The 16,163-nt window shown below is 38.4% G+C and carries 14 protein-coding genes; 7 read left to right on the top strand and 7 right to left on the bottom strand.

The annotated features are described in order from the left end of the window. Window positions 1–53 precede the first annotated feature (53 nt). Entirely contained in the window at window positions 54–2,120 is a 2,067-nt protein-coding gene (gene metG / locus H0S58_RS10410) for a methionine--tRNA ligase (RefSeq protein WP_195726478.1), read from the bottom strand. A 795-nt stretch (window positions 2,121–2,915) separates the two neighbouring features. Here metG and H0S58_RS10405 point away from each other — a divergent pair. Then, the gene (locus H0S58_RS10405; RefSeq protein ID WP_053580305.1) at window positions 2,916–3,725 is read left to right on the top strand and encodes a hypothetical protein; all 810 of its coding nucleotides are present in this window, start codon (window positions 2,916–2,918) and stop codon (window positions 3,723–3,725) included. A 115-nt stretch (window positions 3,726–3,840) separates the two neighbouring features. Here the strand turns inward: H0S58_RS10405 and H0S58_RS10400 are convergent, their stop codons facing one another. Next, complete coding sequence (locus H0S58_RS10400; RefSeq protein WP_053579742.1) at window positions 3,841–4,035, bottom strand: hypothetical protein; 195 nt, start codon at window positions 4,033–4,035, stop codon at window positions 3,841–3,843. Between the two features lie 650 nt (window positions 4,036–4,685). On the opposite strand from H0S58_RS10400, the gene sbmA reads away from it, so the two are divergent. Next, window positions 4,686–5,882 (top strand): peptide antibiotic transporter SbmA, encoded by a 1,197-nt coding sequence (gene sbmA / locus H0S58_RS10395; RefSeq protein ID WP_053579743.1) that lies wholly within the window; start codon window positions 4,686–4,688, stop codon window positions 5,880–5,882. Window positions 5,883–5,950: 68 nt separating this feature from the next. Here sbmA and H0S58_RS10390 read toward each other — a convergent pair whose 3' ends face one another. Both H0S58_RS10390 and H0S58_RS10385 read right to left on the bottom strand, forming a co-directional pair. After that, a complete protein-coding gene (locus tag H0S58_RS10390; RefSeq protein ID WP_053580306.1) occupies window positions 5,951–6,466 on the bottom strand; it encodes a chromate transporter in 516 nt (171 codons plus the stop codon). Beyond that, the gene (locus tag H0S58_RS10385; RefSeq protein WP_092719386.1) at window positions 6,466–7,029 is read right to left on the bottom strand and encodes a chromate transporter; all 564 of its coding nucleotides are present in this window, start codon (window positions 7,027–7,029) and stop codon (window positions 6,466–6,468) included. The genes H0S58_RS10390 and H0S58_RS10385 overlap by 1 nt, the downstream gene beginning before the upstream one ends. Window positions 7,030–7,127: 98 nt before the next feature. Between H0S58_RS10385 and H0S58_RS10380 the strand changes: the two genes are divergently transcribed. The 4 genes from H0S58_RS10380 to H0S58_RS10365 all read left to right on the top strand — a co-directional run bounded on the left by H0S58_RS10380 (window position 7,128) and on the right by H0S58_RS10365 (window position 11,040). Then, window positions 7,128–8,039 carry a LysR family transcriptional regulator gene (locus H0S58_RS10380; protein ID WP_195726477.1) on the top strand — a complete coding sequence of 304 codons (912 nt, stop codon included), beginning with the start codon at window positions 7,128–7,130 and terminating at the stop codon, window positions 8,037–8,039. Between the two features lie 20 nt (window positions 8,040–8,059). Then, entirely contained in the window at window positions 8,060–9,133 is a 1,074-nt protein-coding gene (locus tag H0S58_RS10375) for a DUF1176 domain-containing protein (RefSeq protein WP_227592239.1), read from the top strand. Window positions 9,134–9,419: 286 nt separating this feature from the next. Then, the gene (locus H0S58_RS10370; protein ID WP_227592238.1) at window positions 9,420–10,430 is read left to right on the top strand and encodes a hypothetical protein; all 1,011 of its coding nucleotides are present in this window, start codon (window positions 9,420–9,422) and stop codon (window positions 10,428–10,430) included. A gap of 88 nt (window positions 10,431–10,518) precedes the next feature. Then, window positions 10,519–11,040: a hypothetical protein gene (locus H0S58_RS10365; RefSeq protein WP_195726476.1), complete on the top strand. Its 522-nt coding sequence runs from the start codon at window positions 10,519–10,521 to the stop codon at window positions 11,038–11,040. A 242-nt stretch (window positions 11,041–11,282) separates the two neighbouring features. On the opposite strand, the gene H0S58_RS10360 is transcribed toward H0S58_RS10365, so the two are convergent. Beyond that, complete coding sequence (locus H0S58_RS10360; protein ID WP_195726475.1) at window positions 11,283–11,888, bottom strand: hypothetical protein; 606 nt, start codon at window positions 11,886–11,888, stop codon at window positions 11,283–11,285. A 428-nt stretch (window positions 11,889–12,316) separates the two neighbouring features. Between H0S58_RS10360 and H0S58_RS10355 the strand changes: the two genes are divergently transcribed. Continuing rightward, complete coding sequence (locus H0S58_RS10355) at window positions 12,317–13,120, top strand: hypothetical protein (protein WP_195726474.1); 804 nt, start codon at window positions 12,317–12,319, stop codon at window positions 13,118–13,120. Window positions 13,121–13,170: 50 nt separating this feature from the next. Here the strand turns inward: H0S58_RS10355 and gatB are convergent, their stop codons facing one another. Continuing rightward, window positions 13,171–14,649, bottom strand: a complete 1,479-nt coding sequence (gene gatB, locus H0S58_RS10350) for an Asp-tRNA(Asn)/Glu-tRNA(Gln) amidotransferase subunit GatB (RefSeq protein ID WP_195726473.1) — start codon at window positions 14,647–14,649, stop codon at window positions 13,171–13,173. Further along, window positions 14,650–16,128: an Asp-tRNA(Asn)/Glu-tRNA(Gln) amidotransferase subunit GatA gene (gatA, locus tag H0S58_RS10345; protein ID WP_195726472.1), complete on the bottom strand. Its 1,479-nt coding sequence runs from the start codon at window positions 16,126–16,128 to the stop codon at window positions 14,650–14,652. Window positions 16,129–16,163: the final 35 nt, after the last annotated feature.

Raw genomic sequence — 16,163 nt, 5'->3', positions numbered from 1 at the left:
ATGAAAAAAGCCCCTATATCGTAGAGGCTTTTTCTTATCTCAGTTTCTAAATCTTAAGACACTTTATCACCCGGCTTAGCACCAGATTCGGGTGAAATCACCCAAACACCATCGCCATTACCCGCTGCAAGTACCATACCATTTGAAATACCAAAACGCATTTTACGCGGTGCAAGGTTTGCGACCATTACCACTAATTTACCTTTAAGGTCTTCAGGGGCATAGAACTCACGAATACCACTGAATACATTACGTGGTTCAGCTTCACCGACATTTAAAGTGAGTTGAAGCAGTTTGTCTGAACCTTCAACGTGAGCAGCATCTAAAACTTCAGCGACACGGAGGTCAACTTTCATAAAGTCTTCGATACCAATCACATTGTTTTCAGAAACAGCTTCACCCACTTTTGGCTCAGGCTTAGTCGAAGCTTTCTTTTCTTTCTTCTTCTCAACTTTTACAGGTTCAGCAGCAGCTAAAGAGTCTTTAGACGCATCCACCATTGCCGCAACTGCTTTTGGGTCTACACGTTGCATTAAAGGTTGGAACAATGCAATTTCATGGTCGACCAATGCAGTTTGAGCAGAAGCAAAGTCAAAGCGGTCTAGTTTTAAGAACGTTTGAACTTGAGCTGCTAAAGTCGGAAGTACAGGCGCTAAGTAAACAGCAAGTTGACGGAACAGGTTAATTCCTACTGAACATACATCATGTACTTGTTGTTCTTCACCTTCAATTTTCGCAAGCGCCCAAGGCTTTTTCTCATCAATGTATTGGTTTGCTTTATCTGCCAATGACATGATTTCACGAATCGCCGCAGAGAACTCACGCGCTTCATACTGAGATGCAATTGAAGCACCCGCATCAATAAAGCTTTGAACAAGTTCTGGCTCTGCACAAGTTGCACTTAGCTTATTATCAAACTTAGTATTGATAAATTTGGCACAACGGCTGGCAATATTCACCACTTTACCGACCAAGTCTGAATTCACTTTCTGAACAAAATCATCCAAATTCAAATCAGAATCTTCAACTTTATCCGACAGTTTAGAGGCAAAGTAATAACGTAAATATTCAGGGTTTAAATGTTCAAGGTAGGTTTCAGCTTTAATGAATGTACCACGTGATTTCGACATTTTTTGACCGTTTACAGTCAAGAAACCATTCACGAATAAACCTGATGGCGTACGGTAATTTGCACCTTCAAGCATTGCAGGCCAGAACAATGCGTGGAAGTAAACGATGTCTTTACCAATGAAGTGATAGACCTCATTTTCAGAATCTTTTTTCCAATAATCATCGAAGCTTAAGTCTGGACGTTTGGTTTTAATGTAGTTTTCAAAACTCGACATATAACCAATTGGCGCATCAACCCAAACGTAGAAATATTTGTTTGGCGCATCTGGAATTTCAAAACCGAAATATGGCGCATCTCGGGAAATATCCCAATCGTTTAAGCCATTTTCAAACCATTCATCCAACTTGTTGGCAATAGAAACAGGGAGACGACCTTGGTCACGCGTCCATTTCTGTAAATATTCTGAGAAATTCGGCAGTTTAAAGAAGTAATGATCTGAAGATTTCTCTACAGGCGTCGCACCACTTAAAGTCGATTTCGGGTTTAAAAGTTCAGTCGCATTGTAGGTTGTACCGCAGACTTCACACGCATCGCCATATTGATCTTCCGACTTACATTTCGGGCACGTACCTTTAATGAAACGATCCGATAAGAACATGCCTTTTTCAGGGTCAAAAAGCTGGTTGACAGGACGGATGGCAATATTGCCTGCTTCACGGTTTTTCACATAAATTTCAGAAGCGCGAACACGGTTTTCATTGCTATGGGTTGAATCATAATGATCGAAATGCACACCGAAACCATCAAAATCACGGATGTGTTCTTTTTGCACATTGGCAATTTGATCTTCTGGAGAAATGCCATTCGCTTCGGCACGGAGCATGATGGCTGTGCCGTGAGCATCATCTGCACATACATAAGTCACATCGTGTCCCATTGCACGCATGGCACGAACCCAAATATCAGCTTGGATATAACCGAGCAAGTGACCCATATGAATAGGGCCATTGGCGTATGGTAGGGCGTTGGTGACTAAGATATTACGCACGGATATAACTCTCTCATTCGTATTTTATGCAAGGTGGATGATTTTACCTGAGTTAGTTGCAAGATGCACAAAGGAATAGCGGAAATGTGTTCAAAAGATACTTAAAGTCAGTGTGCGTTAATTGGCGTGATTGAGTATTTATAGCCAATTTGAGTAAGATACTGAAAAAGAAAATCAAGAAAAAATATTTTGCCTAAAAATGCCTAAAGCTATGTGCTGATTTTTCTGATCAAATTCTAAAGTAGATTTTAAAACGGACGAATGAGATGTTTAGCTTATTACTGGCTATGACCATTATTTTATCTGTTGTATTGTCGAGTTGGCTCGGAAATATGAGAGATGAGAATAATTTAAAACAATTGAGACAGAGTCAAAATAATGACCATCAAAATTTCCCGTATCTGGCTAAATTCGTGTTCTTTTATCAGCGCATGCATGTGGGTGATAGTGGCAATTGGGTAGGGGATTCCTTGAGCTGAACACACCAAAACAGTCTCTATTCACGTTGCAACAGCAAGCATATCTAGAACAAAGTGATCAAATTGAATCTATCAAAGCAACCATTAAAAATCGCTGGCAAAGATGTGCGACCTCATAATGATTGGGCAATTTCTGAAAACGAAAAAATGTTATTGAGTGTGTATAAAATTGATTCGTGGAAGCAGCTAAGCTTGAATAGATGGTAAAAGCTTCGAATCTTGAACAGTAAACTTCGTTATAGCAATTTTCTTCTATATTCGCTCGCCAATAATAGGGATAATGGTCTTAAAGAGATAATGTATGAGTTATAAGCACATGATCGATGCTGATTTTGAAGATGGTTTTGATGATTTTGAACAAGAAGTCACCCGAATTCCTCAACACGAAAAAGGTAAACAGCTCGGGCAAAGCATTTTGCAAAATGCGGGTCAATATCTACAATCGATGTCGGCTGCTGAACACAAACATCTCATTCAGATGTTAAAAGGACTTGCAACTCAGGAGCCATATTTTGAAGTGTTGGCAAATCAGTTAGATCAGCCTGTGGAGAATAAAGTTGCCAATGATGCCTTAAACTTAGTCCATATTTGGACGTTGATCAATCAGCATGAAAGCGATGTCGACTTTAATCTTCTGGACGTTATTCAAACAGACTATTTTCAAGTTGAATTACTTGAAGCTTTTGATGCACTTGAAACGGGTGAAAATAAAATCCAACGCCGTTTGGTGATTGAGGAAGCATTTAAGCTTTATGATATGCAGTGTTTTGCGGGTTGTGTTCCACTTTTATACGCTCAACTGGAAGGATTGCTCACGGATGTGCTGCTTGCAAGGGGGTATTTAAAGCAGCATCAAACCAAATTTATTGATGTATATAAAATTGTACCGGGACTTAAAGGCAATGAAATAAAAAGTTTGTGGCACAAAGCAAAAATTGCCTGTGAATTGAATACTTATTTTTCAGAATTGGCCGCATATAAAATGGATAACAGCTCGACTGTAACAATGACACGGCATAATATTCTACATGGCACAGATGTCACACAGTTTAGCCAAGAACGTAGTTTTATCTTGTTTATTTGGTTGTTTTCAGCAATTAGTTTTATGAGTACAGTTAAAAACTAATCCAACGAAGACTGAAGGGAAAGCGAACGGTTCTTGAATTGAACCTGAGGCATTTCACTTCAGTTGATTTTTATTTTATATCATTGCTCGTTTAGTGGGTCAAAATGAACGACATTTAGAGTTCACGCCACACTTCATTTTGATCTTTAAGTGATACGGTAAAATTAAAGTCTGAATCATCACATACCAATAAACCAGTCGGCGTTTGCATCAGTACTTTCAAAATTGTACCTTGTTCAAACACTAAAGAAGGACAATTTTCTTTTTCAAGAGTAATCGGTTTGAGTAACTCAATAACTGTTTTACGCATATTGCTTCCCGTTAGCAGTAGTTCTGATGTCGTGAAATTATAGCATAAGTTGCTATATATTTAATCTATTTCAGTTGTTTGCCCAATAAAGGTGCATTATTGGGATAAATGGAAATGCTTCATATACATCAAATAATTTAATCATCATTCTCTTATTTAAAAGTTTTTTGGCTTAAATGAGAAGTATATGGATGTCCTAAATGAGTTTTAAGATCGCTTTAATCAACAGGGATGAATATAGAAAACTACAGAGTTTGAAAACGCCATCATTGATTTCTTTATAAAGACTAAAGCTCTTATATGGTTGTAGTGTTTTACTCAGTATTGGTTTTTTATTTGTAGCCCATTTTTTGTATGTCAGGCCAGATCTGTATTTTATGCTCATCAAAATAAAGCTGATGCTAAATAGAAAGAAACATAAAGACGATAAGCATGAGGTCAATACACGCCCTTAAACTTTTTGTCTATTTTAATTTATAAATTTTTGAACAAAGCATTCTAAAAAAACATTTCACAAACAGTCAATATATTGCTACAAAGATGAAAACACGAGAATAATGGCCGATCCGTTTTAAAGGTTCAAATTTTACTTTTGATCTTTTGAAGCAGGATTCCGTTGCACACTAAAAATAAAGGATCACCCGCCAGTAATGTTTAAATCTTTTTTCCCAAACCCCAAGTGGTTCTTTTTATCACTGATACTCTGGTTCGCCTTTAATTTAACGCTTTGGTATACAGGTGGAAATGGATGGGGCACATTTTTAGGTTTTGCTGAAAATTATCATAAAGCAGAATTACCTATTGGTGTTAGTCGCTTTTGGACACCTGCATTTTTATGGTTTTATTTATGGTTCTTGGTTTCTACCGTCATTTTTGCATTATTTTGGCGTTTTAAATCGGATCATCCTTGGCAGAAATGGTCCGTATGGGGTTCGGCTTTTATTTTATTTAATATTTGGTTCTCTGTTCAGGTGAATGTGGTTGTAAATGCATGGTATAACCCATTTTATGACCTCATTCAAAAAATGTTAAGCAGTGGTGGGGGAGATGTTAATGATTTATATCAAGGTGTTATGACCTTTTTATATGTTGCAATGGTCTATGTCACGATTGCAGTCTTTAATCTATTCTTTGTGAGTCATTATGTATTCCGTTGGCGAACTGCCATGAATGATTACTACACAGCACACTGGGAGCAGTTGCGTCATATTGAAGGTGCTTCACAGCGTATTCAAGAAGACACCATGCGCTTTGCCAAAACCATGGAAAGTTTAGGGGTAAGTTTGGTGGAAGCACTGATGACCTTGTTGGCATTTTTACCTGTTTTGTTTGCACTTTCTGTGCATGTAAAAGAAATTCCTGTTTTTGGTGAAATTCCTTATGCTCTGGTTTGGGCCGCAGTCGGTTGGGCACTTCTGGGTACATTCATTTTAATGTTGGTCGGCTATAAACTGCCCGGTTTAGAGTTTAATAACCAAAAAGTTGAAGCCGCTTATCGTAAAGAATTGGTCTATGGTGAGGATTATGCAGATCGAGCAGATCCATTAACCTTGAATGAGTTATTCAGTAAAGTTCGATTTAATTATTTTCGCTTATATTTCCATTATGCCTATTTTAATTTAGTGCGTATTTGGTATATGCAATTGGATAATTTATATGGTCTGTTTGTGCTTTTTCCAAGTATTGCTGCGGGTGCAATTACGTTGGGTTTAATGATGCAGATTAGTAATGTCTTTGGCAAAGTACGTGAATCTTTTCAGTATTTAATAGCTTCATGGCCTACGATTATTGAACTACTTTCTATCTATAAGCGTTTACGTGCATTCGAATCGACTTTAGATCCCTAAGATCACATTTTTATTTAAAACCGCATTTTTAAATAGTGAATGAAAATGCGGTTTTTTACATTTAAATTTTATAAAAATGCGACACCTAAGCCTGCGCCAATCAGCATTAACCAAATCGGATGAATATTCTTAAAAAAGCCTAATCCTGCCGTAATGACCACAATAATGACCAATAAAAGATTATAAGCAGAGCTTTCAGCAATAATCCATGCACTGACCAAAACCAGTCCAACCGTAATCGGTTTTAAGGCTTTTTCAAAGCGTGATCGAAAAGGGTGATCTTTAAAATTATTCCAAAACTTTAAGGCAAAGATGGTCAGGACTGAAGAAGGACCAAATTTAGCAATTGAGGTGACCAGTAAACCCATCGGCCCTGCAACATGCCAACCAATCAATGGCACAATCATCATATTGGGGCCAGGTGCGGCTTGTGCCATAGCAAACATTGAACTAAATTCTGATGCAGTCATCCATTGATGAATATTGACCACTTGATTTTGCATTTCGGGCAAAATGGCATTGCCACCGCCAAATGCCAACAGCGATAATTGCGTAAATACCAAGGTCAGAGTGAATAAAATAATCATGCTTTTCGAACTCCTAAAATAAACAGATTAACTGCCACTAAAATGAGTAAGGTCAGTGCCAATGGCAACTTTAAGAAAAGCATAAAAATAATGGTCAAAGTAAGAGTGAAAAGGGTTAAATAACTTTTCAAAATAGGTTTTAGCATTTTTAAACCGGTTGCAAATAACAGTCCTGCGGCAGCGGCAGCCAAGCCTTGAATCATGTGTTGCACAGTTGGAATACTTTGAAAATGTGAATAAAGCTGATAAATCAAGATCACAATTAGGGTGGGCGCAAAGATTAAACCCAGCACAGAACTCAACGCACCTTTAATCCCTTGAAACTCCATGCCAATCGCGACAGCCATATTAATGATATTGCCACCTGGTAAGATTTGACAGACGCCCAATAAATTGGTGAATTGCTCTGAACTGAGCCATTTTTGTTCTTTCACAATCATGTGATGTGCAAGAGGCAGTACGCCACCAAATCCCATCAGACCAAGTTTCATAAAGCCTGTAAATAATTCCATAGTGGTTGGATGTTGTACCTGTTCTACAGAAATAACCTCAGTATTCATGTCTTGATCTCCTCTTTGATGGGAGCATTATGCGCTTGTTAAAATATGATGAAAAATGCTATTTTTAGCACTAATCATACTTAGAAAGTATATCTAAAATGGATTTTCATAAACTTAAAGCTTTTGTTGCTGTCGTTGAGGAAAGTAATATCTCCCGAGCCGCCATTCGTATGAATATGCAACAACCGCCTTTAACCCGAATTATTCAACAGTTAGAACAAGAACTGGGTGCGATATTACTGAAACGCTTGCCCCGTGGTGTGGAGGTGACGGAAGCAGGAAAGGCGTTATATCAAGAAGCCTTGACGATATTGGCACATGCTCAAGCCATTCCGAAACGAGTACAAAATATTGCTCAAGGTCTAGAGGGGCAGATCAATATCGGATTTACTAATTCAGTGGGTTTGCATTCATTTTTACCTGCATTGCTGCGTCAGTTTCGTGAAGCCTTTGCTGCCGTTTCGATTCATCTTGAAGAAGATGGCAGTAATTCATTAATAGACTCGATTATTAACGAAAAAAATGACATCGTCTTTTTGCGTAAACCAGCACCGATCGGTTTAGGACTGAATAGCTTACATATTTTGGATGAACCTTTAATTGTGGCGATGCCGAATAATCATCCTTTAGCAGGAGTAAATACTCCCATTCAGTTGTTGGGTTTAGAGCCTTATGATTTTGTGTTATACCGCCGCTTAGCTGGGCAGGATTTATTTGATAATATTTTAGCCAGTTGTTATCAAGCCGGTTTTAGTCCGAATATTGTACAAGAAGCCCCTCGTTTAACCTCAAGCCTCAACTTGATTGCAGCGGGGATTGGACTTTCAATTGTGCCTGAGGCGATTCGAGATTTTTGGAATAAACAAATTGTGTATAAAACCTTACAAGCTGATACGCCCTGTATTGCACCTATTTATGCGGTCTATCGAAAGGATTTAAACAATGTTCGCATCCAGCATCTGTTGAAATTACTCCATAATATTGAAATGATAGATGCTTCGATAAAATAGAAAAATAGGACCACAATAAGATGAACATTATTCATGGCTTGATGAGTTTCGGGGCACTTTTTTTGACCCTGCCAACTACCTTTGCGCAACCTATTCAAGGTACTTCTTTTTCTCATTTAAATTGGGAAGTTTATTGTAGTAATACAGGAACCTGTCGTGCTGCGGGTTATCAAGATGATAATCATCAAGATTATCCTGCATCGATTTTACTCACACGTAAAGCTGGTGCTCAACAAGCGCTACAAGTAGAATTTGCTTTGTCGAATAATGATCAAGCCTTTGATCAAAATAAACTTAAAGATATCCATTTTTATATAAATGACAAAGACTATGGCATCGTGTCGATAGATGGTTCTGAAGCCCCATTAATTGGCACTCTGAATATAAAACAGCGCAATGGCTTACAAGAACAAGCCAAACAAAATGCAAAAATCGTGTTTAAAAATGCCCATTACACATGGCAGATTTCCGACGCTGGCATGACTGCTGCGTTATTAAAAATGGACGATTTTCAGAAACGTATCGGAACTGTAGGGGCTTTAGTCAAACGCGGTAAAGCCAGTGAGTCAAAGATTTTGACTGCACAACCTAAATTAATGATCAGAAAAGTAAAAACAGCAGAGAAACCATATTTAACACTTCAGCCTCAAAATAAACCGTATGCAAATTTGCATAAAATTTTAATGGCAGCGAAACCAAGCATGAAAGACAGTGGTGATTTTTGCGAAGGAATTTATACAGAAAAAGGCGCGCAACCCCAAGCCATTGAATTATATTCACTGAGTAATCATAAAGTGTTGGCCACTACAACATGTTGGCGAGGTGCTTACAATGAAGGTTATGGAGCATGGGTCATTGATCGATCTTTAAAAGGCAAAGCCACGTTTGTGACAGAGTCTGCATCTGATTTTGGAAACGGCGAAATCGGTAGCGCACAAAAAGGGCGGGGTATTGGAGACTGTTGGGCCATGAGTGCATGGATTTGGAATGGTCAAGTTTTCGTACAATCTCTTGATCGTTGGTCAGGAATGTGTAAGGGAATTGCTGCTGGCGGTGTGTGGAATTTAGATCGAATTGAATCAGTGGTGAGATAATATCACCTTGTATCAGATCCATTAAGGCTTGAAAATACAGCAGATATATTTTTTGATATTCTAAGATCTGCAATTCTTTCGAAAAATATTTCCGATACATTTTTTGAAGTGTTATCTGGTTCATATTTAAGACTAAAATACTTAAAAAATTGGCAGTTTATCGGTGTTTTAGTCTTAAAAAATGAAATTTAATACAGTAAAATCAATAACAAAGTTGAATTTAAATATTTGAATGTTGCTCATTTTCCTATATTTTCTGAATGAAAGTAGAATTGAGCATCGATACGTGAATTTTAAAACACTGATTTGGATGGTTGGAGTGGGGATCGCTTTACATGGCTGTACGAGTTTGAAAAATTTCAGTTCAGAAAACCCGATTACACAATTTGCGACTCCACAAGAATTCATTCTTCAAAAAAATATTAACCATGCCAATGGAAGTACGAAAGAATATGTCTATGTATGGGGAGCAAAACACAAGGAAATTGAACCACAATCTCTATATCCAAGAAAATATTTAAATCAGTATTGTTCTGCCAAAGAAGGTAAATTTAAACTTTTATATAAAAGTTCGATGACTCTGGTGCCGAATAGTTCAGATAGAAAACGCTTATTGGCTGCGGGTGAGGTAAAGCAAGGCATAGGGGCTTACCAATGTGAGCAAGCCGACGGAAAAAACTGGATTGTTTCGATTGAACCCATTGCTGAACATAAATTAGAAAAAGGGAATGAGACACGTGTAGTGGTGTTGCAAACGAAAATCTTAAGCATTGATGAAGCCCAAAAGTTTTATAAAAATAAGGCAGTAAATATCAATATAGGGGATAAAAAATCCCATTTAAATGAGCATAAAAATAAAAAGTTAAGCAATAAGATGACTGTTAAAAAAAATCTTGAAGCTAAAAAAGATCTTGAAATCAAACAAGAGACAGCTGTGCAAAAAGAACAGAAAGTCAATCCAGAAACTTTGGTAAAGCCAGCATCTCAAGGATCTGAGACGCCTCAGCAACAGCAACTCAAAGCCTATGTAGCAGCACGTCGTGATTTGAGTAAAGGTCAAAATCTGGTCAATGCCTGTAATAATGCACAGTATGCTTATAACTATGGAAAATTAAAGGCAACCAGCGCCAGTGTGTATAAAGATTCAGGGATGTTGGTGGCGCGTTGTTTAACCAGTGTGCCTGCTTATAGCAGTCGTTTTTCTAATCCCAAAGGACAAGCTGTAAAAATTTTACAGAACTTAGCCACTCAGCATAATCATGTAGGTGCAAAGCAGAAGTTGACTCAATTAAAGTAAAGGATTTTAGTTAGGTTACAGAGTCATAACAGGTGGGCATATACGCTCTATGATACAAGTAAGTGAATTGATTTCTGGAACTTAGTTTATGTCACAACCTGTTTATGCTCGCAGCCATCGTTGCTTTTCTCATTTAAGTCGTTCATTTTTTATGGCGGCAGTTGTATTGGGCGCGACACAATTTACACTTGCTGGACCTACGGTAGATCAACTCAGTGATTGTTTGGTGAAATCGACCACTCCAACAGATAAAACTGCGGTGTTGCAGTGGACCTTTGCTGCGCTGTCTGTCCATCCTGACCTAAAGGCTTATAGCAATGTCACTGATGAGCAGAGAACACAGTTGGATCAGAAATTGGCTCAAACTTTACAGCGTATATTGGTCGAACAGTGTTCTGTACAAGCCAAAGCCGTGATACAGGCGGAAGGCTTACAAGCCGTGGGAGATAGTTTTCAAGAATTAGGCAGTATTACTGGCGAAGAAATTTTAAAGAATCCAGAAGTGAAACAGCAGTTAAAAGGCGTGGTGCGTTATTTGGATTTGAATAAATTGATGATGACGTTTTTAACCCCTGATTTATTTAATAAGTTAGGTGTAATTCGTAAGTGATTTAAAAAACCCCTCTAAGTTTGAGGGGGCAACGAATTTTAAACTTTTAGTTTAATTTGCAGGCTTTGCCCTGATATTCATGACGGTTGACATCATATTTTTGACCATTCCAGCGCTAAACAGCAAAACAAAATCTGGGGCTTCCATTTTCAATATCTGGCCAGCCGTCTTTGCCTTTGGTTTTTAGAAAGTGGTGAATGTTTTAAAATATTAAAGTGCATCTAGTGTAGTGAATTTTAGAATTAAATAAGATCTTGATAAAATGTTTCAAATTCTTTACGCACTTCATCACCACGCAGTAAATAGCCTTTCGGTTGGATATAGCTATAAATCTCCCGTGAAGGCTGTTCATGCCAACCAATATTAAAAGCACACAATTTTGGAAAAAATTGCAGCTGGCTATAGTTCAAATTGTTATGAATCCAATAGGCAAGTTGTTGCCAATTCGTTTGCTCTTTCTCATACAGTTCTAAAAATGAAGGAATCACGATACACGCCGTTGCACCATAGCCCTTTGCATCGGGATAGTCCCAAATATGACTGGCAAAGTTTTTCTCGTTACTTGCGCAGTTATGTCCTTTTTCATTACAGAGTTGATTCACGCTTGGTGAACGATAGGCTGATCGAATTGCAATACGTCCAAATTTATCTTGTATGGGTTCAAGCAGTTCTTCGCATAAGCTTTTACCTGTTCGGATGGCAATGTCAGGATGGTCGGGGAAGTTAGATACACCGTACCAATTGGCTATTTCGCTATAGAGAAAGTCACGCATAAAAAAGGACTTTGAAAGCTGGATGCGTCCTAAGTCTTCGAGCTTGGCGATGGAAGATACTTTTTTGATGGGCATATTGTTTTTGATGTGAAGTATTTGAGTTGATTGTATTGATAAATTACTTATTAAAACAAGAACATCTTCCCTTGCGCAGCAGTACTGCTCATCTCCTAAAAGGAGAGGGAACATCCAATACTAAATTTATGATGCCATGTGATTCACAATGAAAGCTCCTTCTCCCACTGGGAGAAGGCGGGGGATGAGGGCGATTAGAAGTTATATATAAAATGGACTTTGAAAGCTGAACAAATTTTAAAATATCAGTTCTTTTGATGGAGTTGATATATCTGATAAAATAAAAAAATTATTTTAAAATTAATTGGTTGTCTTGCTAAATATGAATAAAGGAAACTTTGGAATTGGAATTCTTTTCTAACAAGTATTCATATTATTTTATATGCTTAATTGCTGATTTTATCTACTTAATATGGTTGATGTGGTATATGTTTTATCCTAAGAAAATTTTACAAAAAATAGTAATCTTTATTTTGGTTTATATCTTTTTAACATTGGCTTTAACAATTTTCTATTTTTATCTAGGAGATTCATATCCTAAAGAATTGGGGTTAAATACATCCAATTCTGCACAATGGTCAAGATATGATTTAATTTCGATTTTTTCAGGAGTAGGTGTATTTTTAGCTCCAATTGCTGTTTTATTTGGATTTAATATTTGGAAAGAGCAACAATTTGAAAGTTCAAAAATTAAGGCTATAGAATCCATAAAATCTATTTTGTCTGACCAGGAAAGTATTACGTGGAAATTTAGATTAAATGATAATGCATCTTTGATAAAAGACGGAAAATTCAAAGAATTTGATCAAAGAGAAAAGGAATGGTCAGATTCATTTGAAGCATTAAGACATAATATTATGAGTGTATTGATTAATTCAGGATTTTATTTTGAAAAAAGTATTTTAGATAACCTTTATAAGCTTAATAAGCTTAATAATGAAACTATAAAGTTAATTACAGAGCTTGAAAGCGCATCTTTTTTACTGAAAGGTTGTTGGTTTGGTTCGGGTAAAATACAGCCTGAAGAAGGTGAGCCAAATGATCAGAATATTTTAATACTTAAAAGAATTTATTTAATTGAACCTACTTATCTTGGGATAAAGTATCAATTAAAACGAAACAATGAATTAAAGTTAATGTGTGAAGAATTTGAAAAAGATAGGGTTTTAGATCCTTTAACTAATTATTTTAATTATTTAAATAAAATACTAGAAGAGTCTTATAAAAGTTAATTAAAGAAAACCCGCTCTAAAGCGGGTTTTTTATTCCAAAATTAATCAGATCAACCAATCAATTTTTTCATTAATTCATTTACTTGAGCAGGATTTGCCTTACCACGTGACGCTTTCATCACTTGACCGACAAGACCGTTAAAGGCTTTCTCTTTACCAGACTTGTATTCTTCAACCATCTTCTCGTTTGCAGCAAGCACTTCTTTAATGATCGCTTCAATCGCGCCAGTATCCGTTTCTTGCTTCAAGCCTTTTTCCGCAATAATCTCATCCGCAGTTTTGCCTTCTTCCCACATAAAGCCGAATACTTGCTTCGCAATTTTACCGCTAATGGTGTTATCCACGATACGTGCAACCATGCCGCCTAGCTTTTCAGCCGAAACAGGAGAGTCTGCTAGTTCTAAGCTTGCTTTGTTTAAAGCACCAGAGAACTCGCCCATCACCCAGTTTGCAGCCACTTTACCTTGAGCCGCACCGCCAGCAGAAGTCACGACAACTTCATAGAAATCCGCCAGTTCACGAGAAAGCGTAAGTACGTGTGCATCATATTCAGTCACGCCAAAGTCCGCGATGAAACGTGCACGACGTGCTTTAGGTAACTCAGGTAACTGAGTACGCGCCACTTCAATTTGATCGTCAGAGATAATCACAGGCAATAAGTCAGGGTCTGGGAAGTAGCGATAGTCATTCGCTTCTTCTTTCGAACGCATTGAACGCGTTTCCATCTTCACCGGATCAAACAAACGCGTTTCTTGGTCGATCTTACCGCCATCTTCCAAAATCTCCATTTGTCGTTCAATTTCAACATTGATCGCTTGTTCGATGAAACGGAATGAGTTGAGGTTTTTAAGCTCACAACGAGTACCGAATTCATTGTCCGGACGGCGAAGTGATACGTTACAGTCACAGCGGAACGAACCTTCTGCCATGTTGCCGTCAGAAATACCCAACCAACGCACCAAAGTGTGAATCGATTTAATATAGGCTACCGCTTCTTCAACTGAACGCATGTCTGGTTCAGACACGATTTCAAGTAAAGGTGTACCCGCACGGTTTAAGTCAATGCCCGACATGCCTTCAAACTGGTCATGAATTGATTTACCCGCATCTTCCTCTAAATGTGCACGAGTTACGCCAATCCGTTTCACTGTGCCATCTTCAAGTTGAATGTCGATGTGACCTAAGCCGACAATCGGGTTGTCCATCTGGCTGATCTGGTAACCCTTAGGTGAATCTGGATAGAAATAGTTTTTACGTGCAAATACCGATGCTTGGTCGATATACGCATCAATGCCCAAACCAAAGCGAATCGCAAGATCAACCACTGCTTTATTTAATACAGGTAATACGCCCGGCATCGCCAAATCCACAAGGCTGGCTTGTGTATTGGGATCTTGGCCAAATGTCGTTGAAGAACCAGAGAAGATTTTAGAATTGGTTGCAAGCTGAGTGTGAATCTCAATCCCAATCACCACTTCCCAACCATCAATCAAAAGCGATTTTTGAGCTGTTTTTTGAGTGTTCGACATTTATGCATTCTCCTCAGCAATTGCAGCGCGTTTGCTATGCCAATCGGTTGCTTGTTGATACTGATGCACCACAGACAATAATTGGGATTCCGACCAATAGTTACCAATCAACTGTAAGCCTACAGGCAGATTCTCTTTGTCAAAACCAACAGGCGCGTTAATTGCAGGCAGACCTGCTAAGTTCACAGCAAGGGTGTAGATATCACCTAAATACATTTCAGTCGGGCTGAGATTTGCCCCAATTTTATAGGCTGTGGTTGGTGCCGAAGGGGCCGCAATGACATCTACCGATTCAAACGCTTTTAAGAAATCTTGTTGAATCAGACGACGTACTTTTTGTGCTTTCACGTAGTAAGCATCATAGTATCCTGCAGATAGCGCATAAGTACCAATCAGGATACGACGCTGAACTTCTTTACCAAAACCTTCTGAACGTGAACGTTTGTACAAGTCCATTAAGTCCACAGGATTTTCACAGCGGTAACCGTAACGAACACCATCAAAGCGTTGTAAGTTTGAAGATGCTTCAGCAGGTGCAATCAAATAGTAGGTCGGAACATAGGCATCTGTCATGTTGAGATCAATCTCAACCAAGACTGCGCCCATTTTTTCTAATTTTTTCAGTGATTCTTCAACACGTGCTTTAACTTCAGCATCTAAACCTTGAACATTGAAATATTGTTTTGGAATACCAATGCGTAAACCTTTGACAGATGTGCCGTTTAGGGTTGCAACATAATCATCAACGTCTTTTTCCATAGACGTTGAATCTTTTGCGTCATGACCTGCCATCACGTTCATGAGATAAGCACAGTCTTCAGCCGAACGAGCCATCGGGCCGCCCTGATCCAAGGATGATGCATACGCGATCATACCGAAACGTGATACACGACCATACGTCGGTTTCAGCCCTGTAAGACCACAGAATGATGCAGGCTGACGAATTGAACCACCTGTATCTGTACCAGTGGCAAACGGTGCCAGATCAGCTGCAACAGCCGCCGCAGAACCACCCGACGAGCCACCCGGAACATGATCAAGTGCCCATGGATTTTTGGTTGCGCCAAAGTAAGAACTTTCTGAGGTCGAACCCATCGCAAATTCGTCCATGTTCACTTTACCTAAAGTGACCAAACCTGCATCTTTGCCTTTTGTTACAACGGTTGCATCGTAAGGTGAGATAAAGTTATCTAGGATTTTAGAGCCTGCGGTGGTTTTAATGCCTTGGGTACAGAAAATATCTTTATGTGCAATGGGAATGCCTGTCAGGAATGTCGCATTACCCGCTTTACGTAGCGCATCCGCAGCATCTGCTTGAACAAAAGCCTGTTCAGCAGTCACGGTGACATAACTTTGGACATGTGCATCAATTTTTGCAATGCGTTTTAAATAATGTTCAGTGAGTTCACGAGAGGAGAATTTACCTTGAGCTAAACCCTCAGCGATTTCGCGAACCGATAAGCGATGTAAATCTGTCATAAGAAATATTTCTTTACGTTTAATTTAATAAAATA

This window comes from Acinetobacter sp. TTH0-4 (assembly GCF_015602665.1).
Lineage (GTDB): Bacteria > Pseudomonadota > Gammaproteobacteria > Pseudomonadales > Moraxellaceae > Acinetobacter > Acinetobacter albensis.
This window is presented reverse-complemented; position numbering and strand designations above follow the sequence as displayed.